25 protein-coding genes, 2 tRNA genes and 2 pseudogenes are annotated in these 25,175 nt (G+C 65.4%); 11 read left to right on the top strand and 18 right to left on the bottom strand.

Translation table 11 applies throughout. From position 1 onward, the window contains the following. Positions 1–14 precede the first annotated feature (14 nt). Positions 15–926, bottom strand: a complete 912-nt coding sequence (locus G7Y82_RS20040) for an NTF2 fold immunity protein (protein WP_168149915.1) — start codon at positions 924–926, stop codon at positions 15–17. An 84-nt stretch (positions 927–1,010) separates the two neighbouring features. Beyond that, a complete protein-coding gene (locus G7Y82_RS20035) occupies positions 1,011–1,289 on the bottom strand; it encodes a hypothetical protein (RefSeq protein WP_168149914.1) in 279 nt (92 codons plus the stop codon). 171 nt (positions 1,290–1,460) lie between these two features. Between G7Y82_RS20035 and G7Y82_RS20030 the strand changes: the two genes are divergently transcribed. Beyond that, positions 1,461–1,652 (top strand): DUF4169 family protein, encoded by a 192-nt coding sequence (locus G7Y82_RS20030; protein WP_168149913.1) that lies wholly within the window; start codon positions 1,461–1,463, stop codon positions 1,650–1,652. A gap of 21 nt (positions 1,653–1,673) precedes the next feature. Here G7Y82_RS20030 and G7Y82_RS20025 read toward each other — a convergent pair whose 3' ends face one another. The 3 genes from G7Y82_RS20025 to G7Y82_RS20015 are packed head-to-tail and all read right to left on the bottom strand — an operon-like array spanning position 1,674 to position 3,461. Beyond that, positions 1,674–2,498 (bottom strand): sterol desaturase family protein, encoded by an 825-nt coding sequence (locus tag G7Y82_RS20025; protein WP_168149912.1) that lies wholly within the window; start codon positions 2,496–2,498, stop codon positions 1,674–1,676. A 57-nt stretch (positions 2,499–2,555) separates the two neighbouring features. Continuing rightward, positions 2,556–3,071: a hypothetical protein gene (locus tag G7Y82_RS20020; protein ID WP_168149911.1), complete on the bottom strand. Its 516-nt coding sequence runs from the start codon at positions 3,069–3,071 to the stop codon at positions 2,556–2,558. Between the two features lie 45 nt (positions 3,072–3,116). Beyond that, positions 3,117–3,461: an EF-hand domain-containing protein gene (locus tag G7Y82_RS20015; protein ID WP_168149910.1), complete on the bottom strand. Its 345-nt coding sequence runs from the start codon at positions 3,459–3,461 to the stop codon at positions 3,117–3,119. A gap of 169 nt (positions 3,462–3,630) precedes the next feature. Here G7Y82_RS20015 and G7Y82_RS20010 point away from each other — a divergent pair, with 169 nt between their 5' ends. Together G7Y82_RS20010 and G7Y82_RS20005 are read left to right on the top strand one after the other, a co-directional pair. Then, positions 3,631–4,353, top strand: a complete 723-nt coding sequence (locus G7Y82_RS20010) for a response regulator (RefSeq protein ID WP_168149909.1) — start codon at positions 3,631–3,633, stop codon at positions 4,351–4,353. Beyond that, positions 4,350–5,681, top strand: a complete 1,332-nt coding sequence (locus tag G7Y82_RS20005; RefSeq protein ID WP_168149908.1) for an ATP-binding protein — start codon at positions 4,350–4,352, stop codon at positions 5,679–5,681. Before G7Y82_RS20010 ends, G7Y82_RS20005 begins: the two co-directional genes overlap by 4 nt. 107 nt (positions 5,682–5,788) lie before the next feature. Here G7Y82_RS20005 and G7Y82_RS20000 read toward each other — a convergent pair whose 3' ends face one another. The 3 genes from G7Y82_RS20000 to G7Y82_RS19990 all read right to left on the bottom strand — a co-directional run bounded on the left by G7Y82_RS20000 (position 5,789) and on the right by G7Y82_RS19990 (position 8,406). Next, positions 5,789–6,001, bottom strand: a complete 213-nt coding sequence (locus G7Y82_RS20000; RefSeq protein ID WP_168149907.1) for a cold-shock protein — start codon at positions 5,999–6,001, stop codon at positions 5,789–5,791. Positions 6,002–6,206: 205 nt separating this feature from the next. Beyond that, the gene (locus G7Y82_RS19995; protein WP_168149906.1) at positions 6,207–7,253 is read right to left on the bottom strand and encodes an AI-2E family transporter; all 1,047 of its coding nucleotides are present in this window, start codon (positions 7,251–7,253) and stop codon (positions 6,207–6,209) included. Beyond that, complete coding sequence (locus G7Y82_RS19990) at positions 7,246–8,406, bottom strand: AI-2E family transporter (protein WP_168149905.1); 1,161 nt, start codon at positions 8,404–8,406, stop codon at positions 7,246–7,248. The genes G7Y82_RS19995 and G7Y82_RS19990 overlap by 8 nt, the downstream gene beginning before the upstream one ends. Before the next feature lie 215 nt (positions 8,407–8,621). Here G7Y82_RS19990 and G7Y82_RS19985 point away from each other — a divergent pair, with 215 nt between their 5' ends. Then, positions 8,622–8,852: a hypothetical protein gene (locus tag G7Y82_RS19985; RefSeq protein WP_168149904.1), complete on the top strand. Its 231-nt coding sequence runs from the start codon at positions 8,622–8,624 to the stop codon at positions 8,850–8,852. A 4-nt stretch (positions 8,853–8,856) separates the two neighbouring features. On the opposite strand, the gene G7Y82_RS19980 is transcribed toward G7Y82_RS19985, so the two are convergent. The 6 genes and pseudogenes from G7Y82_RS19980 to G7Y82_RS21985 all read right to left on the bottom strand — a co-directional run bounded on the left by G7Y82_RS19980 (position 8,857) and on the right by G7Y82_RS21985 (position 12,970). Next, on the bottom strand, positions 8,857–9,999 hold the full coding sequence (locus G7Y82_RS19980) for a mechanosensitive ion channel family protein (RefSeq protein WP_168149903.1): 1,143 nt from the start codon (positions 9,997–9,999) through the stop codon (positions 8,857–8,859). A 71-nt stretch (positions 10,000–10,070) separates the two neighbouring features. Then, positions 10,071–10,970: a DMT family transporter gene (locus tag G7Y82_RS19975; protein WP_168149902.1), complete on the bottom strand. Its 900-nt coding sequence runs from the start codon at positions 10,968–10,970 to the stop codon at positions 10,071–10,073. A gap of 76 nt (positions 10,971–11,046) precedes the next feature. Next, a tRNA-Asn gene (locus G7Y82_RS19970) sits at positions 11,047–11,122 on the bottom strand. Between the two features lie 110 nt (positions 11,123–11,232). Continuing rightward, the gene (locus G7Y82_RS19965) at positions 11,233–12,414 is read right to left on the bottom strand and encodes a pyridoxal phosphate-dependent aminotransferase (protein ID WP_168149901.1); all 1,182 of its coding nucleotides are present in this window, start codon (positions 12,412–12,414) and stop codon (positions 11,233–11,235) included. A gap of 242 nt (positions 12,415–12,656) precedes the next feature. Beyond that, positions 12,657–12,803, bottom strand: a pseudogene (locus G7Y82_RS21990) (cryptochrome/photolyase family protein); the annotation flags it as partial. Positions 12,804–12,805: 2 nt separating this feature from the next. Then, positions 12,806–12,970: a DUF2256 domain-containing protein gene (locus G7Y82_RS21985; protein ID WP_168149900.1), complete on the bottom strand. Its 165-nt coding sequence runs from the start codon at positions 12,968–12,970 to the stop codon at positions 12,806–12,808. 124 nt (positions 12,971–13,094) lie between these two features. Here G7Y82_RS21985 and G7Y82_RS19950 point away from each other — a divergent pair, with 124 nt between their 5' ends. Then, complete coding sequence (locus G7Y82_RS19950) at positions 13,095–14,972, top strand: ATP-binding cassette domain-containing protein (RefSeq protein ID WP_168149899.1); 1,878 nt, start codon at positions 13,095–13,097, stop codon at positions 14,970–14,972. A 142-nt stretch (positions 14,973–15,114) separates the two neighbouring features. Here G7Y82_RS19950 and motB read toward each other — a convergent pair. Both motB and motA read right to left on the bottom strand, forming a co-directional pair. Next, positions 15,115–16,002: pseudogene (gene motB / locus G7Y82_RS19945) on the bottom strand (flagellar motor protein MotB); the annotation flags it as partial. A 6-nt stretch (positions 16,003–16,008) separates the two neighbouring features. Beyond that, positions 16,009–16,863, bottom strand: coding sequence for a flagellar motor stator protein MotA (gene motA, locus G7Y82_RS19940; RefSeq protein ID WP_168149897.1), 855 nt, complete (start codon positions 16,861–16,863; stop codon positions 16,009–16,011). Between the two features lie 177 nt (positions 16,864–17,040). On the opposite strand from motA, the gene uvrB reads away from it, so the two are divergent. Continuing rightward, entirely contained in the window at positions 17,041–19,104 is a 2,064-nt protein-coding gene (gene uvrB, locus G7Y82_RS19935) for an excinuclease ABC subunit UvrB (protein ID WP_206370925.1), read from the top strand. Between the two features lie 31 nt (positions 19,105–19,135). Here uvrB and G7Y82_RS19930 read toward each other — a convergent pair whose 3' ends face one another. Next, positions 19,136–20,482: a cytochrome-c peroxidase gene (locus tag G7Y82_RS19930; protein WP_168149896.1), complete on the bottom strand. Its 1,347-nt coding sequence runs from the start codon at positions 20,480–20,482 to the stop codon at positions 19,136–19,138. 100 nt (positions 20,483–20,582) lie between these two features. Next, on the bottom strand, positions 20,583–22,274 hold the full coding sequence (locus tag G7Y82_RS19925) for a phospholipase C (protein ID WP_168149895.1): 1,692 nt from the start codon (positions 22,272–22,274) through the stop codon (positions 20,583–20,585). 202 nt (positions 22,275–22,476) lie between these two features. On the opposite strand from G7Y82_RS19925, the gene G7Y82_RS19920 reads away from it, so the two are divergent. The 5 genes from G7Y82_RS19920 to G7Y82_RS19900 all read left to right on the top strand — a co-directional run bounded on the left by G7Y82_RS19920 (position 22,477) and on the right by G7Y82_RS19900 (position 25,058). Further along, positions 22,477–22,553 (top strand) — tRNA-Val (locus G7Y82_RS19920). Between the two features lie 449 nt (positions 22,554–23,002). Continuing rightward, positions 23,003–23,215, top strand: a complete 213-nt coding sequence (locus G7Y82_RS19915) for a hypothetical protein (RefSeq protein WP_168149894.1) — start codon at positions 23,003–23,005, stop codon at positions 23,213–23,215. Next, positions 23,212–24,501, top strand: a complete 1,290-nt coding sequence (locus G7Y82_RS19910; protein WP_168149893.1) for a rep family protein — start codon at positions 23,212–23,214, stop codon at positions 24,499–24,501. The genes G7Y82_RS19915 and G7Y82_RS19910 overlap by 4 nt, the downstream gene beginning before the upstream one ends. A gap of 2 nt (positions 24,502–24,503) precedes the next feature. Beyond that, entirely contained in the window at positions 24,504–24,782 is a 279-nt protein-coding gene (locus G7Y82_RS19905) for a single-stranded DNA-binding protein (RefSeq protein WP_168149892.1), read from the top strand. A gap of 12 nt (positions 24,783–24,794) precedes the next feature. Continuing rightward, positions 24,795–25,058: a hypothetical protein gene (locus tag G7Y82_RS19900; protein WP_168149891.1), complete on the top strand. Its 264-nt coding sequence runs from the start codon at positions 24,795–24,797 to the stop codon at positions 25,056–25,058. Positions 25,059–25,175 lie beyond the last annotated feature (117 nt).

Genomic DNA, 25,175 nt, shown 5'->3' with positions numbered 1-25,175 from the left:
CGCAGCGCGCTCGATCAGGAGCGCCCGGATCCCGGCGAAATCCGCAGCACCTGTCCGGTGCTGGCGTCGACGACGAGGATGAAACCCTCGCCGAGGTGACCGGCCGATGCCAGGCCCGACACTACCCAGCGCTGGTTCCAGCGATACGAGCGGAACGGCCCCTGGATCGCGACCTGCTCCTCGCCATAGCGCTCGGTCCACAGCTTGCGCGCGATCTCGATGACCTGACGACCGTCACTGACCGGCCCCAGCGGCGCGATGTCGGCAACCTTCTCGTCAGCGCCGACGCTGCCGAGGTATTGCAGCGCCCAGGCCTTCCATTCGGCGTCCGGCGCCGGCTGCGTGACCTTCTGTCGCAGATGCAGGTCGTACGCCGGCGGATAGGATGCCGGCAGCGGCACGGCGTGCTCGCCGAGCAGCCCGTTGAGCGTGGTTCGCACCTGCTTGGCAACATTGATCGGCGAACCGGGGTGCGCAGGACGCGTGTAGACGATGTGATCGTCACCATCGACGACCACCAGCCACGGCGTCCGCGTGATGCCGTAGGTCGCGACCAGCGGGTCGCCATTGAGCAGTAACGGAAAGCTCAGGCCGCGCGCCTTCATCGCCTGCACCGGATCGCCGTTTTCCATGATGTTGATCGTCCAGACGTGGACGCCGGCATCGCGATAATCCTCCCAGATCGACTGCACATAAGGCTGCAGCGCACGGCTGTACGGGCACCAGGACGGCCAGAACAGCAGCACCGACGGCTGATGCTGCGCGTCCTGCGGAAAGTGGACGGTCTCACCGTTCGGGGTTTTCAGCGTCCAGGCCGGTGCGGTTTCCAGCGCGGCATCGGCGGCATCGGCAGCCGGCACGACGGCAAGCCACGCAAACCACACCGCGAACAGCGCGGCCAGACCGCGCGCAATCGATCGATCCATCGACGTCATCTCCCGTGCCGGCACACCGCCAGCGCCGGTACAGCTTACGGATTCCGGCCCGCGCTCGTCAGCGCCGGCATCGCCTCAGAACGTCTCGTCCGCTTCGTCGAGCGGCAGATCGAGCTGATCCGGGCGCGCCCAACCCGGCCGGCAGTTGCCGAACACCAGCACCTGCTGGCGCCAAGAGTACTGGCCGTCGGTCGGGCCGAGCAGATGCAGGCCGGACAGCACCAGGACCGGCGTGCCGCGCAGATGTTCGTGCTCGGGCCGCACGGTGGCGTCCGGACGAAAGCGCAGGCGAATGCCAACCGGCCAGTGGCTGGCGGGACGCGCGGGGACGATTGCGGCACTGGATTCTTTCATGGAGGCGGCAACATCGGTCGAAAGGAGGCCCTTCGATTATTCGTTGTCGTCGGCGCCACGCCATCTGGGCGGCCCCCGACAGTCTTGTCAGTCTGATCGCACACAACGCGTAGGACAGCAGCCGGGTCGCACGTTCGCTATGCTCGGCACCTGTTGCCGGAACTGCCTGCCATGGCCGAGATCATCAATCTGAACAAGCGCCGCAAGCTCAAGGCGCGTGCCGACGCCGAAAAGCAGGCGGCCGACAATCGTGTGCGCTACGGCCGCACCAAGGCCGAAAAGGAACAGGCCGCCCGTCAGGCCGAACTCGAGCGCCAGCGCCTCGATCAGTTGCGTCGCGAGACGCCACCCGCCGACGACTGAACGCCGCGGCCGGCCACCGTCTCAGCCGGTCAGCACGCGCAGACGCGCCTTCAGCCCCTGCGCATCGCGCAGCTCGGCGAACATCGCCCGCCACTCGCCGAACGCCACCGCAAAGGGGTTATAGCGCGGCGCCCGGCCCGCAATGCCATAGCGCAGCGCCGACTCGTCCGGCGCGGCAGCGAACGTCCCGAACAATCGGTCCCAGACAATCAGGATGCCGCCGAAGTTGCGGTCCAGCAGTTCCTCGTTCATCGCGTGATGGACGCGATGGTGAGTCGGCGTGTTGAACACCCATTCGAGCGGCCCGAGGCGACCGACCAGGCGGCTGTGCAGCACGAACTGGTAAAGCAGATTGAGTGCGAACGCAGCCGTGACCCAGGTCGGCGAAATGCCGAACCCGACCGGCAGCAGCAGGAACAGCCAGGTGCCCGACAGCAGCTCGGTCCAGCCGAGCCGGTAGGCCGCCGACAGGTTCAACTCGGTCGACGAGTGATGAACGCCGTGCGTCGCCCACATCCAGCGCAGCATGTGACTGCTGCGATGGAACACGTAGTAGATGAAGTCGACCAGCAATACGACGCCAAGAAACGCCCAGGGCCCCTGCAACTGCGGATCGAACAAGCGATGCGCGTAGACCCAGGCGAACAGCGGCGCCAGCAGCAACAGGTTCAAAGGCCGGATCAGCAGATTGCCGACCGCGATCGCCATCGATGTGCCGCTGTCGAGCCAGCTGTAGCCGCCTCGACGTCGCCACGCGAGCCAGGCGATTTCGGCAAACGCGATGCCCATCAGCAACATCAGCATCAGGGGGTGGCGCTGCGGTGCGCCGTGCAGAAGTTCAATCATGGCGAGGCTCGGGCAAAAAGCTGCGGCCGGCCGTGGCCGGCCGCAGAGGCTGGGGGCTTAGCGCTGCACCGTCACGTCACGCGATGCGGTACCGCCGTTCGGGCCGGTGGCGTTGACGTTCGAGGTGTAGGTGCCGGTGGCCGGGTCGTAGACGCGCGTCGCCGAACGCGTGGCGGTCGCGCCGTACGGTCCGGTGACCGTGCGCGAACGGTCGACCGTGCCGCCGTAGACGGTCGTCGAACCGCCGCGCGTCACGGTGTCGCCATAGCGATTGGTCGTCGTCACGCTGTGCGACGCGGTGCCAGCATCGGCGTCGACCGTACGGTTGACCTCACGAGAGGCGCCATACGGCCCTTGCTGCTCACGCGTCGCCGAGTGGTAGCCGGGTTCGTTGGTGACCGTCGCCGAGCGTTCGGTGCTGCGGCCGTTGGGGCCGGTCCGCTCGACGTGGTGACCGCGGGTACCGGCCTCGGCCTGCAGCGGTACGGTGGCGGCGATGGTAACGCCGGTCAACAGCACGGCCGACAGCAGCGAGCGGGACAGCGGGCGAATCGTGGAATTGCGGTGTTTCATGGCAGGACTCCTTCGGGGTACGTCGGTGGGGCTTCAGGGTCACAATCAGTGTTTGCGCAGCGCGAGGAAGCGCTGACGCAGCTCGGCGCGGGTCAGCTCGCCATTGCCGTCGGTGTCGGCCGCGTCGAATTGCGCCAGGCGCGCGGTGACGAATTCGTCTTCGCTGATCACGCCGTCGTGATTGGCATCAAGGTGCGCAAATTGCTGATGCAGCGCGGCGCTGGCCTCGGCGCGGCTGATCGCGCCATTGCCGTCGGTATCGATGGCCTTGAGTCCCATCGCCGCCGACGCGGCATCCGGGGTCGACGCCTGGGGCTGTGGCTGGGCATGGGCCGCCAGCAGCGGGCACAAGCCCAGTGCTGCGGCGCCGACGATCATCCATCGTTTCATCACACACTCCTCGCATTCGGCATCTGAGCCGGTGATGCAAGACTGCCAGTGCGCTTTTTCCGGGCGATGTCCTGCGCGTCGCGCCCTGTGACGCTGTGTAACAGCGCGGGCGATGGCAGGCCGTCTGGGCTATAAAAAGCGCCTTGCCCACCACCCGAGCCGCCGCACCATGGACGCCGGACAACGCATCGTCATCGTCGAGGACGACCGTGAGATCGGTCCGCTGGTCAGCGCCCTGCTCGAACGCGAGGGCTATGTCGCCGAGTGGACGCGTAACGGCAACGAGCTGGATGTGTCACTGGCACGCCAGCGCGCCGATCTGGTCGTGCTCGATCTGATGCTGCCAGGTGAGGATGGTCTGTCGATCTGCCGGCGCCTGCGCAACGCCGGCAATCTGCCGATCGTGATGCTGACCGCCAAAGGCGAAGACCTGGACCGCATCATCGGCCTCGAAGTCGGCGCCGACGACTACCTGCCCAAACCGTTCAATCCGCGCGAGCTGCTGGCGCGCATTCGCGCCGTGCTGCGCCGCGCCGCACCCGCGGTCAGCGCAGTGCCGGTCGCACACGAATGCCTGCTGTTTGCGGGCTATCGCTTCGACCTTGCCGCACGACAACTGACGCACGAGGACGGCCGCGACATCGAGTTGTCGGCCGGCGACTACGATCTGCTGGCGATGTTCGTCCACCACCCGCAGCGGGTGTTGTCGCGCGAGCAGATCATGGAATTCACCAAGCGTCGCAGCTGGGAGGTCTACGATCGTTCAATCGACATCGCGGCCTCGCGACTGCGGCGCAAGATCGAACCCGATCCAGCGCGACCGAGCCTGATCAAGACCGTCCGCAACGGCGGCTACCTGTTCACCCCGGCCGTCGAGCGCGCCCCGGCATGATCGGATTGACGTTGCGGTTGACGGTGCTGATGACCGCCACCGTGCTACTGGTCATGCTGACCATGTTCGGCGCCTATTACGCGCAGCAACCCAACGACAACCGTGCCGAGCTGCCGCTGATCCCGGAGCGGGTCGCCGCCATCGTGCGCCTGCTCGACGCCACGCCGCCCGCCGAAACCGAGCGCACACTGCAAGCGATCAATTCGTTCGATTTTCAGGTCACGGTCCATGACGGCCCGCTGCGCTCGACGGACGACGAGGCCGACTTTCCGCTGATGCGGCATCTGATCCGGCGCGGCCTGCCGACCGACCGTAGCCGGCCGATCGAAATTCGCGCCGGTGACGCCGACAGCTCGCTGCAGGTCATGGTCCATCCGTCCGGCTTTCGCCGTGGACCGCTGCGTATCGCCGTGCAGCTGCACGACGGCCGCGTCGTCGAAATCAAGATTCGCGGCGGCGCGCTGGGCCGCAGCCTGCGCCGGCCATTCATCGCCATCGTGCTGCTGCTGCTCGGCATGATCGGCCTCGGTGCGCTATGGGGCTTGCGCGGCCAGATCCGGCCGATCGAAGCCCTGGCGCGTGAGGTCGAGCGCGTCGGCACTGCCGACGAAGGTCCACCGCTACAGGCACGCGGGGCGCGCGAAGTCCGGCAGCTGGTGGTCGCGTTCAACCGCATGCGCGAGCGCCTGCACCGCTTGATCGAAGGCCGCACCCGGATGCTGGCCGCCATCAGCCACGACCTCGGTACCTATCTGACACGGCTGCGCCTGCGGATCGACCTGATCGACGACGCCGACCAGCGCGCCCGCGCCGAACGCGACCTGCACGACATGCAGCAGCTGCTGCGCGACACGCTGGCCCTGGCCCGTGTCGAAAGCGGCGGCGAACATCCGCGCGAGCCGGTCGATCTGGCGGCGCTGGCGGCACGCGAGGTCGGCGAGCAGCAGGCAGCCGGAGCCGTCGTCAGCCTGCAGACCGACGACGAGGCGATCGCGGTCAGTGGCCACCCGCTGTCGCTGGCGCGCGTGTTCGCCAACCTGATCGGCAATGCGATCCGCTACGCCGGCAGCGCCGAGGTCACGGTGCGGCGCACCACGTCCGGCGCCGAGATTCTGGTCGACGATCGCGGCCCCGGCATTCCGGCCGATGAGCGCGAGGCAGCGCTGGAGCCGTTCTATCGCCGCGACGAGGCGCGCACGCTCGACGACGGCGGCTCGGGGCTGGGTCTGGCGATCGTCGCCGACATCGTCCGCCGCCATGGCGGCAGTCTGCAGCTCGACGATCGCCCCGGCGGCGGCCTGCGCGTACGCGTGCAGCTACCGACCTGAGCGCCGGCGCGGACTTGGGCCAGGCCGGCAAAACAAGCCTGCACCGTAAACGTCGGGCATAAAAAAACCGCGGCCGAAGCCGCGGTTTTTGGTACGACGGAACAGGCTTAGATCGCGCGGATCTGGGTGGCCTGCATGCCCTTCGGGCCGCGGACCGCCTTGTACTCGACGCGCTGGCCTTCGGCCAGAGTCTTGAAGCCCGTGCCCTGGATTTCCTTGAAGTGGGCGAAAAGGTCTTCGCCGCCTTCAGCCGGCGTAATGAAGCCGAAGCCCTTGGCGTCGTTGAACCACTTCACGGTTCCGGTGGAGACATTGCTCATGGATACATTCCTTTCAAACGTTGATGGTGAATCGGGCAAACCCGCCCGCAGGGTGCAAACGGTCAAGAGGAACGCATCGGGTATTCGCGCCGTTCGAGACGGCTACCAGCTGATGAGACTGCTTGATACGACTGCGGCGCGCACGTTACGCGATCCCGAAGAATTTGTCGAATGCGTGGAGAAAAACCGGACCGGAGGCGGTTTTTCAGCCCTCAGCGGCCGAGTCCGCCGCCTGCCGGCGCTCCAGGGCCGGCAGGTACAGGCGCCGATAGGCGAGCAGCAGCACCGCGAACAGCGCCGGCGCCATCAGCACGCCCAGCAAGCCGCCCCAACTGGCCATCACCAGCATGAAAACCAGCAGCGGCACCGCCGGCAACTGGGCGCGGTCGCGCATCACCAGCGGCAGCACGACATGACTTTCGATCTGCTGGGTGATGAAGAACACCGCCAGCAGCCACGGCACCAGGGCCAGATTCGAGGCCATCGTCACCAGGCTGGCGAACACCACGACGATGGCGATCCCGGCGTATGGAATGATGCCGAGCACGCCGGTCAGGACGCCGAACAACAGCCAGTAGTCGACGCCGACGATCCACAAGCCGATCGATGTCAGCGTGCCGATGATCGCCATGTCGATCAGCTGCGCGGCGAACCACAGACGAATGGTGCGGGCTGCTTCGGCGAAGAATGCTGTCGCCGCCGCGCGACGTGCCGGCGGGAACGCGCCGACCAGGGCGTCGCGGTAGTAACGCGCCTCGACCGCCGTATAAAGGCCGATGACGAATGCGAACACCAGTGCCCCGGCCAGGCCGAAGCCCGACCACGCGCCGTGGAACAGCTTGGCGCCGACCAGCTTCGCTGCGCCGGGCGCGTTCGACAGCGCGCCATCAACGTCGAACCACGGATAGCGGTCGACCAGCCCGCCGGCTCGCGCCTGCAGCCGCGAAATGATGTCCGGCATGCGCTCGACCAGCGACGCCAGCTGCGTTTCGCCGATCAGGAAGATCACATAGCCGATGCCGCCGAACACGGCGACGATCAGCGCCACCAGCAGGATCGCGCTGACCACGCGCGGAATTCGGTAGCGGCGCTGCAGCCACATCAGCGCCGGCGTCAGGATCGTGCCGATGCCGATACCGATCAGGGCGCTGATCAGGATCGCCTTGACGAAGACCAGCGCGGTCAGCAGCAGGCCGAGCAGCGCCACGTAATTGACGACCGCGATCGCGTCGCGCCGGCGCCGCTCAGCCACGGGGCTGTTGCCGCCCGTCGCTGCGCAGCAATTCGGCGACCGCCTGCAGGCCGTCGACGCGCTCGCAAATGGCCATCACCGCCATCATGATCGGAATGCCGAGCAACAGCCCGGGCACGCCCCACAGCCAGTCCCAGACCAGCAGCGTGACGAACGTCGCCACGGCATTGATGCGGCCGACACGCTCGGTCAGCCACGGCACGATGCCGAGCCCGACGACGCCGGCGATGGCCAGCGCACTGCCGGCCACCAGCAACGTGCTCTGCACGTCGTTGAACTGCAGATAGGCGAACATCGCGGCCAGCGCGACGATGAACGTCGAACCGATATACGGAATCAGGTGCAGCAGCGCCGCGGCCACGCCCCAGAGCACCGCGTTCGACATGCCGATCGCCGCGAACGCGACGCCGGTGCCGGCACCGACCAGCGCACTGGTGCCGACCTGGATGCGCAGGTAGCGCTGCATCTGCAGGTCGATCTCGTCGAGGATTTGCACGGTCAGTTTCTTTTCGTGCAGGCGCCGGCCGCTGATGCGCACCAGTTTGCGCTTGAACGAATGCCCGGCAACCATCAGGAAGTAACTCAAAGCCAGCACCACGACGGTCTGACCGATGGCCTTGGCCGTGGTGCCGGCCGCCGACCACAGGTGGGCGCGCAGGCTCGGGGCCGGCAAATCCGGGGTGATGTCATTGCGCGGCGCGGCGCCGGATGCGGCTGCCTCGTCGAGCGCATTGGCGGCGGCGGTCAGCTTGCGAATGGCGCCGGTCTTGTCGAGCGCGGTGCGGTGCAACAGGCTCTCGAGCCGCTGCGTCGCCTTTGGCACGTTGTCGAGGATGTCGCTGACGTGCGGCTGCAGCGCGATGGCGCCGCCGACGATCGCCGCCACCAGCACCGCCAACACCAGAAACGCGCCGGCCGCCTCCGGAATGCGCAGCCGCCGCCGCAGCAGATCGACCAGAGGCGTGAGCAGATAGCTGAGTGATACCGCGAGCACGATCGGCACCAGCACGTCGGCCGCCAGCTTGATGGCGGCAATCACCGCCAGCACGGCGAGCACCGCCAGCGTCGTGCTGCGCAGGTCCAGTGTGGTCCGCAGACCGCGCCGGGGCCATTCCATGTCCGGCGTCGGATCGACGTGGCGCCCATCCAGCATGCCTGTCCTCCCTAGGCGTGCAACGACCGGCGGCATCCTTGCCACCGGCTTTAGCAATCAGCAAAGCGCAACCCGGCTGTCGCATCGCTGAACTCGACGGCAGCGTCGATCAGCGCATTGCAACCTTTTGCCGGGTGACGTGCATCCAATCAACGACCCGCAACGCTGCACAAGGACGCGGCGGCGCCCCCTTCATCGACACAGGAAACCCGATCATGAATCACACCGACACGCTGGCTGCGGACGCGCTCGTTCCGCAGAACGACCCGCAGTCCGCCCACGACCAGACCCTCGACGCGCTGCGCCGCCGGCCTCGCCCGTTGCTGGCCTGGGAGCAGCAGCAGTACGACCGCAACTTCCGCGTGCTGCGCACCCCCGGCGATCTGCTCGGCGCTGCCGCCAACGACAACGACGCCAACGGCTGGATCGCGCGCGGCAGTCTTTAAGCGCTCACCGCTGCGGCTGGGTCGGCGACGGCGACGAGACCTGCTCGCTCGGCGCCATCGCCGATTGCGGCAACAGCTTCGGCGGCGCCTCGTCCATCAGCTCGGCGCGGGTATGCGGCAGATACAGCGGATACTCGCGGGCGATGTAGGCGATCAGGCCCTCGCGAACACGGCAGCGCAGATCGAAGTTGCGGCCCGAGTCGGCCGACGACAGCAGGACGCGCAGCTGCATCGCCGCCGGCGTCGTGTCGGTGACCTGGACGATCGCCAGACGGCCGTCCCAGTCGCCGTCGAGCGCGCAGAGGCGCTGCGTCTCCTCACGGATCGGCTCGACCGGCAGGCGGTAGTCGACCCACAGCATCACCGTACCGAGAATCTGCGAGCTGCTGCGCGTCCAGTTCTGGAACGGCTTTTCGATGAAGTACTGCAGCGGCACGATCAGCCGGCGCTGGTCCCAGATCGCGATGACGACATAGGTGCCGGTGATTTCCTCGACACGGCCCCACTCGCCTTCGACGATCAGCACATCGTCGAGGCGGATCGGCTGCGTGATCGCCAGCTGCATGCCGGCCAGCAGATTGCCCAGCACCGGCTTGGCGGCGAGGCCGAAGGCCAGACCGGCGATACCGGCCGACGCCAGCAGGCTGGCGCCGACCTGGCGCACGCTCGGGAAGGTCAGCAGCGCCAGCGCCACGCCGAGCACCAGCACCAACAGATACAGCAGTCGGGTCAGCACCCGCGCCTGCGTCAGCCGCGCGCGGCCGCGCACATCGTCGCTACCGCTGGCGTACGGATTGACGTGGATGACCGCCTCGCCGCCGACCGCCACGCAGCGCAGCAGCAGCCAGGTCAGCGAGCCGATCCAGATCACGATCGCGATGCGTCGGCCGACGCCGGCAATGTCCGTCGTGTCCGGCGCTGCCTGCCAGACGATGTTGAGTACCGCCAGCAGCACCACCACCGTCAGCGGCGTGTGCGTGCGACGCACGATCAGGCCCGTCACCGACTCCGGCCGGGTCGCGCGCAGCAGCGCCATGCGCAACAAGCGCATGCCGAGAATCACCAGCAGCAGCGCAGCGCAGATCGCCAGCGCGGTCCAGACCCAATCGGGCAGATCGACGCGCAGGCGCGCCCACAGTTCGTGCATGCAAAACTCCTTGCTCGGGTCGGTCGCCAGGCCCCGCTATGTTTAGCAGGACGCGTGCCGGGGCTTGCGGATCAGGCTGCGACGTCGGCGCGACGCTTCGGCCAGCGCAGCTCGGTGACGATCACACTGAGCACGATTAGCGCACCGCCGATGAACCCCAGCCAACCGAGACGGTCGCCAACGAACACACCGACCAGCGCCGCCCAGACCGGCTCCAGCGCATAAATGACAGTCGCACGCGTCGCCGGCACCGTGCGCTGCGCCCAAGTGATGCCGAACTGGATGAACGCGCTGACCAACGCCATCGCCAGTACGCAGGCGACATAGCCGCCGGTGAACTGCGGCATCGGCTCGCCACGCAGCAGCGCCGCCCCCAGACCGAGCACGCCGACCGTGGCCAACTGCACGAACGCCAGACGCTGCACATTGCAGCGCACCGCGTAGCGGCCGATCAGCAGGATCTCGAAGGCCATGGCCAGCGCGCCGATCATGGTCAGCAGCGCGCCATGGTCGATCGCCAGCAGGCCGGCGCGCGGATTCGACAGCAGCACCATGCCGGCCGTCGCCATGACGATGCCCACCCAGGCCATCGCCCGTGGCAGCACACGGAACAGAGCGATCTGCAGCAAGGGCACCATCGGCACGTACAGCGCCGTATAGAAGCCGGATTCGCTACTGGAAATCTCGCGCAGGCCCAGGGTCTGCAGGCTGTAGCCGAGAAAGACCGCGACGCCGATGGCGATGCCGCCGCGCAGTTCGTCGCGCGAAAAGCCGCGCAGCATCCGCCGGCAGGCCAGACCGAACAGCACTGCCGCCAGCCCGAAACGCAGACCGACGAAGGTGAAGGCGCCGCTCCACTGCATCGCCGTCTTGACGACGATGAACGTGCCGCCCCAGACCGCGGTGATGGCGATCAGCAGCAGGTCGGGCGCCGGCAGACGGGCGCCGCGCGTGGCGGGTTCGGCGTGCATGAGCAGGACGTAAAGACTTCTTTTCCGGCCCCAGAAAAGACAATAGCCGCACAAGGCGGCTACTGGCTTTGAAAAGTGGCTCCGCGACTTGGACTCGAACCAAGGACCCAGTGATTAACAGTCACTTGCTCTACCGACTGAGCTATCGCGGAACAGCAGGGGTGCGAATTCTAGTCAGGCCGTCCGCGTGATGCAATGCCCGAATCGCAAAAGGTGCTGACGGGCGCACGGACGGTCGTTGCCGCCCGTGCGCCCGACGGGGTCAGCCGGCGAGTGCCTTGATGCGCTCGACGCTGCCCTGCAGAACCTTGTCGCTGGTCGCGAACGACAGCCGGATGTGACCCGGCGAACCGAAGGCCGAACCCGGCACGACGGCGACCAGTGCCTTCTGCAGCAGCATTTCCGACAGTTCCAGATCGTCCTTGGCGCCGAGCTTGGCCATCAGGCCCTCGACGTTCGGGAACACGTAGAACGTGCCGTCGACCGGCAGGCACTTCACGCCCGCCACCGTGTTGAGATCGGCGACCAGGCGGTCATGACGCGCCTTGAACGCTTCGACCATGGTCGCGACGCAGCCCTGGTCGCCGTTCAGCGCCGCCGCAGCGGCGACCTGCGCGATCGAGTTCGGGTTCGACGTCTGCTGCGACTGGATGTCGGCCATCGCCTTGATGATCGGCGCCGGGCCGGCCGCCCAACCAAGACGCCAGCCGGTCATCGAATAGGTCTTCGACACCGCGTGGATGATCACCGTGCGGTCGTACAACGCAGGGCAGGCGTTGACGATGTTGGCGTACGGCTCGCCGGTCCACATGATCTTCTCGTACATGTCGTCGCTGGCGATGACGATCTGCGGGTGCTTGAGCAGCACCTCACCCAGCGCCGCCAGCTCGGCCTTGGTGTAGGCCATGCCGGACGGGTTCGACGGCGAGTTCAGCCACAGCATCTTGGTGCGTGGCGTGATGGCGCGCTCCAACTGCTCCGGCGTGATCTTGAAGCGGGTCTCGGCGGTCGTGTACATGAACACCGGCGTGGCGTCGGCCAGCAACACCATGTCCGGGTACGAAACCCAGAACGGCGCCGGGATCAGCACCTCGTCGGTGGCATTGAGCACCGCCTGGCAGAGATTGAAGCAGGCCTGCTTGCCACCGGTGGTGGCGACGATCTGGTTCGGCTTGTACTCCAGCGCGTTGTCGCGCTGCATCTTGTCGATGATCGCCTTCTTCATCGCCGGCGTGCCGCCGACGGCCGTGTACTTCGTCACGCCCTTGTTGATCGCCTCGATCGCCGCATCCTTGATGTGCTGAGGCGTGTCGAAATCGGGTTCACCCGCGGACAGCGAGTAAACATCCTTGCCCAGGGCCTTGAGTTCGGCGGCCTTGGCGGTAACGGCGAGCGTCGGTGACGGCTTGATACGGCCGACACGCTGCGCGAGAGACAGTTCCACGGTTGAAATCCCCGTCGGGTGGCTGGAAAAAAGCTGCGGCTATGAGAAAGCGGCACAAATTCTAGAAAAAAAGCGCGCGAGATAATAAGTGAAAACCCCCAGAGACGCACCGTGAATCTTGCGTCATCGGCGACTCAGCGTTTCAGCGCCCCGCTGCGGATCGCCGCGGCCCGCTCGGCGGGCCGGAAGCGGCACTGCGCGCACAGGCTGCCGGCGCTCATGCGCTCGATATAGCGGCCGCTGGCGATATGCGGCTTGCTCAACCAGACATGCGTCGATTCCTCGGCCACCTCCGCCATCCAGACCGCGTCGCGTTCGGCGTCGAAACCGTCGAACGCGCTGGCCTGCAGGTCGAGTTGGTCGCCAAGGACGACGACCAGATGGCGCAGGCTCACGGCGCCTTGGCCCGGCGGCGGCGGCACGCTTCAGAGCAATAGCGCACATCGTCCCAGTTCTTCGCCCAGGTCCGGCGCCAGCTCATGGGCCGACCGCAAACCGCGCACGGCTTGCTCGGCAGCGAGGCCTTGTTGCCTTTGAACCCTCGCGTGACGCGCATCCAGCCTCCTTCGGCGGTCCGTGCACGGACGCCCGACGATAGCACCGCGCCCGCAGCGCCAAGCGGCGCACCGCCGTCAGCCTTTAGAATTGCCGCCCCGTTGCCGCCCCTCCTGGAACCCCACGTGACGCTTCTCGCGCTCAAGAACATCACCCTGCGCTTCGGCGGTCCGCCGCTGCTCGACGGCGTCGACTTCGCGATCGAGCGCGGCGAGCGCGTCTGCCTGCTGGGCCGCAACGGCGAGGGCAAGTCGACGCTGATGCGCGTGGTCACCGGTCAGCAGCAGGCCGACGACGGCGACGTGATCCGCAGCCAGGCGCTGCGCATCGCCGAGATGCCGCAGGACGTGCCCAAGGGCCTGACCGGCACGGTGCGCGACGTGGTGGCGTCCGGCGCCGGCGCAGTCGGCGAGGCGCTGGCCGAGTACTACCAGTTGCTGGAACGCGATCCCAACCAGCTCGACCGCCTCGGCAAGCTGCAGCACGTCCTCGACAGTCAGGACGGCTGGGCGCTGGATGCGCGCATCGACAGCATCGTCTCGCGTCTGGAGCTGCCGCCCGACACCGATTTCGACGCGCTGTCCGGCGGCCTCAAGCGCCGCGCGCTGCTCGGCCGCGCGCTGGCCTCGGAACCGGACCTGCTGCTGCTCGACGAGCCGACCAACCATCTCGACGTCGATTCGATCGCCTGGATCGAAGACTTTCTGGTGTCGTGGTCCGGCGCGCTGCTGTTCATCACCCATGACCGCGCGTTCCTGCGGCGCCTGGCGACGCGCATCGTCGAACTCGATCGCGGCCAGCTAACCAGCTGGCCGGGCGACTACGACAACTATCTGCGCCGCCGCGAGGAGCGCCTGCACGCCGAGGCGCAGGAAGTCGCGCTGTTCGACAAGAAGCTGGCGCAGGAAGAGGCGTGGATCCGCAAGGGCATCGAAGCGCGGCGCACACGCGACATGGGCCGCGTCAAACGCCTTTACGAAATGCGCGACCAGTACGCGCAGCGGCGCAAGCTGCAGGGCACCGCGCAGTTCACCGTCCAGGAGGCGGAGCGCTCCGGCAAGCTGGTCACCGAGGCCAAGAACCTCAGCTATCGCTGGGACGACAAGACCATCTGCCGCAACTTTTCGACGACCATTCTGCGCGGCGACAAGATCGGCGTGATCGGACCCAACGGCGCCGGCAAGACCACGCTGCTGCGCCTGCTGCTCGGCCAGTTGCAGCCGGACAGCGGCGAAGTGCGCACTGGCAGCAATCTGGAAATCGCCTGGTTCGACCAGTTGCGCTCGACGCTGGATGAGAGCAAGCCGGTCTGGGAAAACATCGCCGGCGGCCGTGAGTTCGTCGAGATCGGCGGCGCGCGCAAGCACGTCATGAGCTATCTGCAGGAATTCCTGTTCACGCCGGACCGTGCACGCAGCCCGACGCATGTACTGTCCGGCGGCGAGCGCTCGCGTCTGCTGCTGGCGCAACTGTTCAGCCAGCCGGCCAACCTGCTGGTGCTCGACGAACCGACCAACGACCTCGACGTCGAAACCCTGGACCTGCTCGAAGAACTGCTCAACGACTTCGACGGCACGGTGCTGGTGGTCTCACACGACCGTGCGTTCGTCGACAACGTGGTGATGCGCACCCTCGCCTTCGAAGGCGACGGCCGCATCAGCGAATACGTCGGCGGCTTCGAAGATTGGCTGCGTCAGCGCCCGACGCCGGCGGCGAAATCAGCGCCGGCCACCAAGCCCGCCACGCCCGCCACCACGGCAGCGCCGACGCCGGCCGTCACCAAGCCAGCGATGAGCAGCAAGGACAAGCGCGAACTCGCCGACCTGCCGGCCAAGATCGAGAAGCTCGAAACGGAACAAGAAGCGCTGGGCCTGAAACTGGCGGCGCTGTACGCCGAGAAGCCCGATCAGGCAGTCGACGTGCAAAAGCGCCTGACCGCGATCGAAACCGAGCTGGCCGGCGCCTACGCGCGCTGGGAGACGCTGGAGTCGCTGCGCTCCTGAGCGTCGCTCAGGGCGACGATGCGCGCACCGCCGCGGCCGTTGCGGCGGCCGGCGCAGCAGCCGGGACACTTGCTGGCGCCTCGCCGACGGTCGCAGCCCCATCGCCGGTCGCGGCGACCACACCGTCGGCCGGCGTCGGCACGTCGCTGACCGCCGCCGCCTCGTTGCGGCGATCGGCTTCGGTGTCCTGATTCATGACGATGATGCTGATACGGCGGTTGATCGGATTGTCCGGGTGCTGCTTGTCGAACAACACGGTCGACGCCAGACCGACGATGCGATCGATCTTGTCGGCCTGCATGCCACCGGCGATCAGCGCGCGCCGTGCGGCATTGGCACGGTCGGTCGACAACTCCCAGTTGGTATAGCCGCCGTCGTTGCCGTACTGCGTGGTGTCGGTGTGGCCGGTGATGCTGATGTGGTTGGGCACCGTGTCGATGAACTTCGCGAGCTCGGCAAGGATCGTCGTCGTATATGACTTCAGCGACGCGCCGCCAAGATCGAACATCGGCCGATTCTGCTTGTCGACGATCTGGATGCGCAGCCCTTCCTTGGTGATGTCGAGCAGCAGTTGATCCTTGAACGGTTCCAGCGCCTGGCTCTGGCTGATCGCCTTCATCAATTCGACGCGCAGCGCTTCGAGGCGCTTGCGGTCTTGCTCCTGCGCGACCTTGCGCGCTTCCTCGGGGCTGGACGGCGGCAGCTTCTCGCGCTGCACGACGTCGTCCATCATCGGCCGGTTCATCGAGCCATTGAGCTGGATGACCGAGCTGGACGGCCCGCCCGGGCCATTGGCGCCCGCCGCCGGCTGCTGCGCGGTGCCGATGGTCGCGCTCGGATTGTTGAAGTAGTCGGAGATCGCCGCGCGCTGCTGCTTGTCACTGATGCCGACAATCCACATCACCATGAAGAACGCCATCATCGCCGTCACGAAATCGGCGTACGCCACCTTCCACGCACCACCGTGATGCCCGCCGCCCTGAACCTTCTTGACGCGGCGGATGATGATTTCCGCACTTTCGTTGGCCACGGCGCGTTACCGGTTGCCCTTCAGGTGGGTTTCGAGCGCCGTGTACGCCGGACGCATCTTCGAGTTCAGCGACTTGCGCGCGAATTCGACAGCGACGATAGGGTTGTAGCCACGCAGACTGGCGAGCAGCGCGGCCTTCACGCATTCGAAGGCTCGGCTGTCTTCGTTGGCGCGCGCCTCGACCGCCGCGGCCAGCGGGCCGACGAATCCGTAGGCCAGCAGAATACCGAGGAAGGTACCGACCAGCGCAGCGGCGACATGGGCGCCGATCTCGTTGACCGGACCGTCGAGCGCCCCCATGGTGATGACGATGCCGAGCACCGCGGCGACGATGCCGAAACCCGGCAGACCATCGGCCACTTTCTGCAAGGCATGCGCCGGGGCCAGCGCCGCGTGATGATGCGTCTCCAGCTCCAGCTCCAGCAGCGGCTCCAGCTCGTGCGGATTGATGTTGCCGCCGATCATCAGCCGCAGACAGTCGGTCATGAATTCCAGCAGGTGATGGTCGGTGACGATTTCCGGGTACTTCTTGAATAGTTCGCTGTTGCCGGGGTTTTCGACATCATCCTCCAGCGACATGACGCCCGACTTGCGCATCTTGCTGAGCACGTCGTAGAGCAAAGAGAGGATCGACAGGTACTGCGCCTTGCCGTACTTCGGCCCCTTGAGGATCGACAGGCAGCTTTTGAACGTTTCCTTGACGACCTCACCGGTGTTGGACGCCAGAAACGCGCCGAGCGCCGCGCCACCGATGATGACCAGCTCGAACGGCTGCCACAGCGCGCCCAGATGACCGTGCGAGGCGATGTAGCCGCCGATCACGCTCAGAATGACGACGATGGAACCGATGATCGGCAGCATGGGGGAGAATCCTGGTCTGAGGGGTTTGCCCGGTATCTGCCCTCTTTATTGGCCGCCAACCGAAAATCTTGAGCCGCCCGGACCGCCGGGCCGGAACGTTCGTCGGCCGCCCACCATCCTGGTGCGGTAATCTAGACGGTCTCTTGATCGCGGCCGGCTCGGCCCCAGGTATTTCCGATGCAGGAAGCTCCGCGTACAGCGCTCAAAGATCGTCGTCTCAAGGACCGCGACGCCCATCTGTTCCAGCTGAAGGCGAACTGGCCGCCGGCCGGTGATCAGCCGACGGCGATCGCCGCCCTGACCGAGAACCTGCGCGACGGACTGGCGGCGCAGACGCTGCTCGGCGTCACCGGCTCCGGCAAGACCTACACCATCGCCAACGTCATTCAGGAACTGCAGCGCCCGGCGCTGATCATGGCGCCGAACAAGACGCTGGCGGCGCAGCTGTACGGCGAGTTCAAGGAGTTCTTTCCGGACAACGCGGTCGAGTACTTCGTCTCGTACTACGACTACTACCAGCCGGAAGCGTACGTGCCGAGCACCGACACCTTCATCGAGAAGGACAGCTCGGTGAACGACCACATCGAGCAGATGCGGCTGTCGGCGACCAAGTCACTGATGACGCGGCGCGACACCATCATCGTCGCCTCGGTATCGGCGATCTACGGCCTCGGCGATCCGGAACAGTATTTCCAGATGGTGCTGCACCTGATCAAGGGCGAGCGCCTGCCGCAGCGCGAGCTGATCCGTCAGCTGACGTCGATGCAGTACGTGCGCAACGAGGTGGCACTGGAACGCGGCACCTACCGCGTACGCGGCGAAGTCATCGACATCCACCCGGCCGAAAGCGACGCCGCGGCGATTCGCGTCGAGCTGTTCGACGACGAGATCGAGTCGATATCAGAGTTCGACCCGCTGACCGGCGAGCTGAAGCGCAAGCTGCCGCGCGTGACGGTGTTCCCGAAGTCGCACTACGTCACACCGCGCGAAAAGATCGTCAGCATCTTCGACGAGATTCGCGACGAGCTGAACGAGCGCATCAAGCTGCTGCGCCTGCAGAACAAACTGCTCGAAGCGCAACGCATCGAACAACGCACCAACTTCGATCTCGAAATGATTCGCGAGATCGGCTATTGCAACGGCATCGAGAACTACTCGCGCTATTTGTCCGGCCGCAATCCGGGCGAGCCGCCGCCGTGTCTGTTCGACTATCTGCCGCCGGATGCGATCGTCGTGCTCGACGAGTCACACGTCACCGTTCCGCAGATCGGCGCGATGTTCAAGGGCGACCGTTCGCGCAAGGAAACCCTGGTCGAATACGGTTTCCGCCTGCCGAGTGCGCTCGACAACCGGCCGCTGCGCTTCGACGAGTTCGAGCGCATCTGCCCGCAGACCATTTACGTGTCGGCGACGCCCGGACCCTACGAGCTCGACAAGTCCGACGGCGCCGTCGCCGAACAGGTCGTGCGCCCGACCGGACTGGTCGATCCGCCGACCGAAATTCGCAAGGCCTCGACGCAGGTCGACGACCTGCTCGGCGAGATTCGCCTGCGCGCCGAGGCCAAGGAGCGTGTGCTGGTCACGGTGCTGACCAAGCGCATGGCCGAGGATCTCACCGACTATCTGCACGAAAACGGCGTCAAGGTCCGTTACATGCATTCCGACGTGGACACCGTCGAGCGTGCCGAGATCATTCGCGACCTGCGCCTGGGCCTGTTCGATGTGCTGATCGGCATCAACCTGCTGCGCGAGGGCCTCGACATTCCCGAAGTCTCGCTGGTGGCGATTCTCGACGCCGACAAGGAGGGCTTCCTGCGCTCCGAGCGCTCGCTGATCCAGACCATCGGCCGCGCCGCGCGCAACCTCAACGGCAAGGCGATCCTCTACGCCGACCGCGAGACCGACTCGATGAAGCGCGCGCTCGGCGAGACCGATCGGCGCCGCACCAAGCAGATCGAATACAACCAGGCGCACGGCATCACGCCCAAGGGTGTGCAGAAGCGCATCGCCGACGTCATGCGCTACGGCTACGAGGACTATCAGGTCGGCGCCGCGCTGAAGGCCGCCGAGGTCAAGGCCCGCTACGACATCCTGCCGCCCGAGCAGATGAAGAAGAAGATCGCCAAGCTCGAAAAGGACATGAAGCAGCACGCCATGAACCTCGAGTTCGAGGCCGCCGCCAAGCTGCGCGACGAGATCCGCAAACTGCGCGAACAGGCATTACGCAACGCGGCCGCCTGATCGGTGGCCGCGTTGCGGTCAGCTCCCTCCCCTACTGCCGTGGCATCCAGCCGTCGTTGAGCGTGCCGATGAACGCGACGATGTCGCGAATGTCCTGCTCGTCGAGCGGCGGCGTGTCGCCGGGCTTGAGATCGAACGGTGCGTCGATACGGTCGATGTTGGCGCGGTAGGCCGGCGGCACGTCGTCATAGCGCTGCAGCTTGCCGTCCGCGCCCTTCGGATAGATCCGCTCCGGCTGCGTCTCGCGCAGATCGTAGAAGCGCACCACATCCTCCAGCTTGTGGTAGCGGCCGTTGTGGAAGAAGACCTGGCGGCGCGCGGTATTGCGCAACGTCGGCGTCAGGAACATCGAGCAGTACTGCGTCTGCGCCTTCATGTCGGAGCGCATCGGCCCGCACAGGCCGATGTCGAAATAATTCGGATCATCGTTGACCTTGAGCTGCGGATTGCGCGGGACGCCCAGCGCTTCGTACTGAAAATCCGTGAACAGCGGCGGCAGGTGATCCGGCGTCGGCTGATCGACGTGGCAGGCTGCGCAATTGCCTTTCTGCGGATCATTGAACAGCGCGTAGCCGCGCTTTTCCTGCGCGGTGAAACGCGCCTTGCCTTCCAGCCACGCGTCGTACTTGCTGTCGTACGGATGGAATTTGGGGCTTTCGAACTGGTAGCGCGCGATGGCCGATGTCGCCTCGGCGACCAGCAGTCGTGAATCGTTGAAAATGTTCGGCCCGAACAGTTGTTCAAGCGCCTTGCGGTACTGCGGCTTGTCGAGCTTGGCCGCCACCGCGTCGGCATCCGGATTCGCCATCTCGAATGGATTGAGCAGCGGCCCATAAGCCTGTGCCTGCAGATTGTCGGCGCGGCCGTCCCAGAACATGCCGCCCTGCGGCACCATCGCCGGTTTTGCCGGCGCCACACCGGCCTGCTTGGTGCCGCGCTGCGTGTCGGCCGCCTGCGCGGCCAGCTGTTGCAGGTTGACGTTCTCGTTCTGCGGATTGTCGGGACCGATGCTGAAGTTCGGCTGGCGCTCCAGATACTTCAGCGACGGCGGCGGGCGCATGCCCTGCTGCTGCAGCTCGGGGCCGCCGAGCTGGGCCGGCAAGGCGTTCGGCGGTCCGTAGTCGTGGGCCGGATCGTGGCAGGACGCGCACGACTGCTTGCCCGAAGCCGACAGCGACGGATCATGAAACAGCTGCTCGCCCAGCCGCGCCATCGCGCTGAGCGGCCGTTGTTTGGGGCGATGCAAGCGAAGCGGGTACGGGTTGTAACCCAGCATCTCGCGTGCCTGTGCGCGCAGCGTGGCGCCATAGAGCGCGACACCCGCCAACAGTGCGAGCACGACGACAACAGAAACGGAAACAACGGCGCGGCGACTCATGATGTGGAATGCAAAGACCGGTTGCAGCGGGAGAACGGAAGAAGCCGTGGCGCCCCAAGGGGACGCCACGGCCTGAATCAGCGTGTATCGCGCGAGGACGTCAGTCGCTGCTCGGCGCCGCGTCGAGCACCGCGCCGGTGGACGGATCGAGCCAGACCTTGGCCGCGTCGCCGCTGCCTGAGAAGTCGAACAGACCTTCGATATCGCCGGTCGTCGAGTCGAACGAACCACCGCCGATGCGCTCGCCGCCCAGCCAGTTGTCTTCGATGAACTTGACGATGGACGCCTGCGTGATCTGTGTGTGACCGACGTAGTTGACGCGCGCCCACGGCGAGATCACCAGGAACGGGATGCGCGTGCCAGGGCCGCAACGGCCGTTGACCGGCTCGCCGTTGACGCCATTGGGCTGCGTGCCGCTGCCGCAGGTCGACGCACCGTTGAGCGCGTCGGCATCGGCGCTGTACGACGCATGCGTCGGCGCTGCGTAGCTGTGGTCATACCAGCCGTCCGAGTCATCGTAGGCGACGATGATCGCGGTGCTGCTCCAGTCCGGCTGCTGCTCGATGAAGTTGACGACCTTGGCGACGAACGCCTGCTCGTCGACCGGATCCGAGTAACCCGCATGCGCGTCCTGGTAGGCCGGCGCCTTCAGATACGCGACCGACGGGAAGTTGCCCGCCTTGACCGCCGTATAGAAGTCGTTGACGTCGTACTCGTGGTTGGCCGGTTCGGCCGTCGTGCCGTCGGCTTCCGTGCTGTAACCGATACGGTCGGTCGAGCTCGGACGCGTGTGGTCGGCGTTCAGCGTCGACGCGTAGTACTGGAACCAGGCGTGATGCGGAATGTAGTCGGTGACCGTTTCGCTGACCGTGTCCGAATACGTGCTGCGCGAGCAGCCCGTCGTCGCATTGTCGTTCTGCGTCGTCAGGTCGAAGCCGCCCATGAAGCTGCCCCAGGTGATGCCGGCATCATTGAGCAGATCGCCAATGTTCTTGCCCTGCATGCTGATCGTGCCCGACGTCGAGCTCGAGCAGACGTCGCCGGTCGGATCGATGTCGCCGATCAGCGTATAGCCGCCCTGGCCGTCGTCGATCAGGTGGCTGCTCGGCACGCCCGTGCCGCTGCCGTCCGCGTCGATCGTCACGCCGTTGGTCTGGCCGGCGATTGCTTCAAGCGCGCCCGGCGTCGACGGACCGTAGGTATCGCTGAACGCGTTGTCGCTCATCGAGAAGCCCTGCGCGAGATTCCACAGCGCGGTGACGGTGTTGCCGTCGTAATAGCCCATGACCTGACCCGTGGTACCGAATGCACCGCTACCGCCGCTGGTGCCACGACCGGTGTAGAGCGGGAACAGATCCATCGCACCGTTGTCGGCCGCTTCTTCTTCCGGCGTATACGCGTGGTTCTGGTCGGCCGTCGCCGCCTGCGTGACATCGAGACGGAACGGGTCGGCCGCACCGTCGCCATTCGCCGTGTTCGTCGAGTTCGGGTTGCTGGTCAGCAGATTGGCGTATTCGAGCGTGTTGATGTCGGTCGGCGTACCCGACGCGGCGGTGAAACTCGTCTCGCCGTCCGGATTCGTCGCATTCGGATAGGTGGCGAAATAATGATCGAACGAAATGTTCTCGCCATAAATCACGACTAGATGCTTGATCGGCGTGGCGGTCGTCAGGGCGTCCTGCGGCGACGTCGATTCACCCGACGACGCGTCGTGGTTGTTGTTGCTGCAGGCTGCCACGATGAGCGTCAAAGTGAACGCGGACAGCGCGGTCACAGCGGCTTTGCGAAACATGTTGGGGGCTCCATGGGTAGGGAAAGCGCGTGCGCGACGGCAATGGCCATCGACCGCGTGAACCCTAGCTGTCGGTCATGACAGCAAAACGACAGTTCTTTGAAACAGAACCTGAAATTTTTGACAGGAGCCCGTCACCGAACGATTTTGCTTGCATGCCGGAGGGCGACACGGTATTGTTCGCGCCCTTCGCAAGACCCATAGGCGCGTAGCTCAGCTGGTTAGAGCACTACCTTGACATGGTAGGGGTCGTTGGTTCGAATCCAATCGCGCCTACCAACACACGACGACGCCGGCCCTGTGCCGGCGTTTTCGTTTCCGAAACCTCTACAGCGGCAATTCCTTCTGCTTGCTGTACTCGCTCCGCGCACCGAAACCACACTGCACGTTCGTCGTCGTCCTTTGCGGTTTTAATTTTGTTGTCGAGCAGCGCCGCCATCGGATCAGCACCGACTAGTTCGGCCAGTTTCCATGCCATCCAATCAGGCATCGGCCGTTCCCCGCTGCGGACCTTGTTCACGAACGATCGTGCGCGTTTGCAGTACTTCGCCGTAGCGTAGTCGCTGCCTAGCGCGTCTTTCGCCTTATCCAAAAGTTCGAGGCTCATTTCGGTCCCTCATTGGTGAACTGGAAACAGTAAACCATAGTGGTACGTCCCTCAAGGGTGGACATTTAGTTCCCTATTGGTGGACAATCGGTCCCGCTTTAGGGGACACATGGGGTGCACTGTGGAAAATCAACTTTCGGAAGCTGAAGCGGCATCGATCCGCCAGCAGATCAAATGCTGCGCGGTGATGGCCGAGCGCAATTTGACCGACGCGCTCGAAGCCGAGCTTGCCGGGTTCACGTATGCCGCGCAGGTGCGCCGTGACCTGGCGACGCTCTCGTCGCTCTTCGCCCTCGACTTGGCTGAACGTAATCGCGAGGTCCTGGGCGCATGAGCCACCAGGACGAAACGCACCAATCCGGTGCGCCTACCAATACCTTGGTATCTATTACCAATTGTGTCCACGCTTCCGCATCCGATACATCGTCGGACACCCCCACTAATTGTGTATACACCTCGGCGTCACAGTCTTTCGACGACGAAACGGCCGCCAAGCGCGAAGCCCGTCAGCGTCGTTACGAGCTTCAGCGCACCGCCGCTACCCTGTTGCGCGACGTCCCCCACCCCCGTGGTCGCGAATGGCGGACGGTGCGCTGTCTTTTGCACTTCAGCGGCGAGGCCGTCGCCGTTCGCTACTCGCCGTCCATCGCCCGCGCAAGCTTCGCGGGCGCCTGTGTCTGCGGCTCTGTCTGGGTCTGTCCGGTTTGTAGTGCTCGCATCTGCGAACTGCGCCGCATCGAGATTGCCGCCGCGCATACCGTGCATGCCGCTGCCGGCGGTTCCGCTCTCTTCGTGACCCTCACGACGCCGCACGACATTTCCGACGAGCTGTCGGCTCTTCTCGGCAATCGTCGTAAAGGCGGCCTTCGTGGTCTTGCAGGTGCTATGAAGCGTTTTCGCAACGACCGCCAAGTCAAAAAGCTTGTCGAATCCCTGGGCCGTGTCGGCTTCATCCGCGCAACCGAAATCACGCGTGGCGCGAATGGCTGGCATCCGCACTTCCACGAGCTGTGGCTGACCGACTGCCCGCAGGACGACCGTATCCGCGTCCATGCTACCGAAGTCCTGCTGAACGTCTGGAAGCGCGTAAGCGTCATGTCGGGCCTGGACGAACCGAACGCACGTGGCGTCGATCTGCGGTGGTCCTGGGATGCCTCCGAGTACCTCTCGAAGATCGGCCACGAACAGACCTGGGGTTCTGCCCGAGAACTCGCTAGCGCCGCCACGAAACGCGGTCGCAAGACCAGCCGCAATGCGTGGCAACTTCTTCGCGCCGCTGGTGATGGCGATCGAGACGCTGCCGAAGCCTTCAGCGAGTTCGCACAAGCGACGCTTGGTCAGCGTCAACTCGTGTGGGCACGCGGCCTCAAGGCCGCCTTAGCGATCGAGGATCGCACTGACGAAGAGCTTGCGCGCCACGTCGACGAAGACAGCTTCGTTATGAGCGTCATTCCCGCGAATCGCTGGCGTGCCCTTCTTCGTCTTCCCTATGAGTGGCGTGCTCAAGTGCTCGACGTAGCCGAGAACGGCGGCCCGCATGCCGTCTCTGATTTCCTCGACCTCCTGGAGGTCAACCCGTCGCAGGCGCGGGAATTCGTCCGCATTCTCTTGGAGGTTTGATCGTGAATCTGAAAATCGAGGTGGTGGGTTTCGAGGAGCGTGAAGTCGTCAGCAAGAAGACTGGCGAGATCATGCGTTTCAAGGAAGTGAACGCCTACGTTCACGGCTGTGCGAAGTATCCGTTCGCGATCAAGTTTGACGTGGCCAAGGGCGGCAATCCCCCGGCGCCTGGCATGTATGAGCTGGATCCGTCGAACTTCTACGCCGGTGACTTCGGCAAGTTGTCCGTGCGTGGTCAGCTCATTCTGAAGCCCGTTCTTTCGTCGTCGAAAGCCGCTTAACGAGTTCGATCGATGACTACCGTCGCGATGTTCGTCTGCCCGTCGTCCTCTCTGTCCGTAGCTCAGGATGGCAACGGCAATGAGTTCGCCGTGTGCGCTCAGGGCGAGGGCGCTGTTCAAAACGTCGTCGTGGCGGAGCCGTTCGACCCTGCCGAGCTGAACAGCGACGAGCTGTCGCAGGCACTTGCAGCTGGCTTTGTCGTCATGGCAACGGGTTTGGCTGTTGTCTGGGCAGCTAAGCAAGTTATGCGCGCGATACGTAGCGCGTTGGTTTGAGAGTTGCTGTACGGGGAAGCGTCCCGCCCGATCTCGGGACGCAGGCAACGTCGGGAGACAGCGCCATGTTGAAGGAAATCGCGCTCACGAAGCGCAATGTTGTGAAGGGTGCGGCTG

The sequence above is a fragment of the Solimonas marina genome, from assembly GCF_012241385.1.
GTDB lineage: Bacteria > Pseudomonadota > Gammaproteobacteria > Nevskiales > Nevskiaceae > Solimonas > Solimonas marina.
The sequence above is the reverse complement of the archived record's forward strand: the minus strand, read 5'-3'. Positions and strand labels throughout refer to the sequence as shown.

What these genes read in the sequence shown, in the direction of transcription:
- G7Y82_RS20040 (WP_168149915.1), bottom strand. Translation starts at nt 926, where the DNA reads ATGGATCGATCGATTGCGCGCGGTCTGGCCGCGCTGTTCGCGGTGTGG.
- G7Y82_RS20035 (WP_168149914.1), bottom strand. Translation starts at nt 1,289, where the DNA reads ATGAAAGAATCCAGTGCCGCAATCGTCCCCGCGCGTCCCGCCAGCCAC.
- G7Y82_RS20030 (WP_168149913.1), top strand. Translation starts at nt 1,461, where the DNA reads ATGGCCGAGATCATCAATCTGAACAAGCGCCGCAAGCTCAAGGCGCGT.
- G7Y82_RS20025 (WP_168149912.1), bottom strand. Translation starts at nt 2,498, where the DNA reads ATGATTGAACTTCTGCACGGCGCACCGCAGCGCCACCCCCTGATGCTG.
- G7Y82_RS20020 (WP_168149911.1), bottom strand. Translation starts at nt 3,071, where the DNA reads ATGAAACACCGCAATTCCACGATTCGCCCGCTGTCCCGCTCGCTGCTG.
- G7Y82_RS20015 (WP_168149910.1), bottom strand. Translation starts at nt 3,461, where the DNA reads ATGAAACGATGGATGATCGTCGGCGCCGCAGCACTGGGCTTGTGCCCG.
- G7Y82_RS20010 (WP_168149909.1), top strand. Translation starts at nt 3,631, where the DNA reads ATGGACGCCGGACAACGCATCGTCATCGTCGAGGACGACCGTGAGATC.
- G7Y82_RS20005 (WP_168149908.1), top strand. Translation starts at nt 4,350, where the DNA reads ATGATCGGATTGACGTTGCGGTTGACGGTGCTGATGACCGCCACCGTG.
- G7Y82_RS20000 (WP_168149907.1), bottom strand. Translation starts at nt 6,001, where the DNA reads ATGAGCAATGTCTCCACCGGAACCGTGAAGTGGTTCAACGACGCCAAG.
- G7Y82_RS19990 (WP_168149905.1), bottom strand. Translation starts at nt 8,406, where the DNA reads ATGCTGGATGGGCGCCACGTCGATCCGACGCCGGACATGGAATGGCCC.
- G7Y82_RS19985 (WP_168149904.1), top strand. Translation starts at nt 8,622, where the DNA reads ATGAATCACACCGACACGCTGGCTGCGGACGCGCTCGTTCCGCAGAAC.
- G7Y82_RS19980 (WP_168149903.1), bottom strand. Translation starts at nt 9,999, where the DNA reads ATGCACGAACTGTGGGCGCGCCTGCGCGTCGATCTGCCCGATTGGGTC.
- G7Y82_RS19975 (WP_168149902.1), bottom strand. Translation starts at nt 10,970, where the DNA reads ATGCACGCCGAACCCGCCACGCGCGGCGCCCGTCTGCCGGCGCCCGAC.
- G7Y82_RS21985 (WP_168149900.1), bottom strand. Translation starts at nt 12,970, where the DNA reads ATGCGCGTCACGCGAGGGTTCAAAGGCAACAAGGCCTCGCTGCCGAGC.
- motA (WP_168149897.1), bottom strand. Translation starts at nt 16,863, where the DNA reads ATGCTGCCGATCATCGGTTCCATCGTCGTCATTCTGAGCGTGATCGGC.
- uvrB (WP_206370925.1), top strand. Translation starts at nt 17,041, where the DNA reads ATGCAGGAAGCTCCGCGTACAGCGCTCAAAGATCGTCGTCTCAAGGAC.
- G7Y82_RS19930 (WP_168149896.1), bottom strand. Translation starts at nt 20,482, where the DNA reads ATGAGTCGCCGCGCCGTTGTTTCCGTTTCTGTTGTCGTCGTGCTCGCA.
- G7Y82_RS19925 (WP_168149895.1), bottom strand. Translation starts at nt 22,274, where the DNA reads ATGTTTCGCAAAGCCGCTGTGACCGCGCTGTCCGCGTTCACTTTGACG.
- G7Y82_RS19910 (WP_168149893.1), top strand. Translation starts at nt 23,212, where the DNA reads ATGAGCCACCAGGACGAAACGCACCAATCCGGTGCGCCTACCAATACC.
- G7Y82_RS19900 (WP_168149891.1), top strand. Translation starts at nt 24,795, where the DNA reads ATGACTACCGTCGCGATGTTCGTCTGCCCGTCGTCCTCTCTGTCCGTA.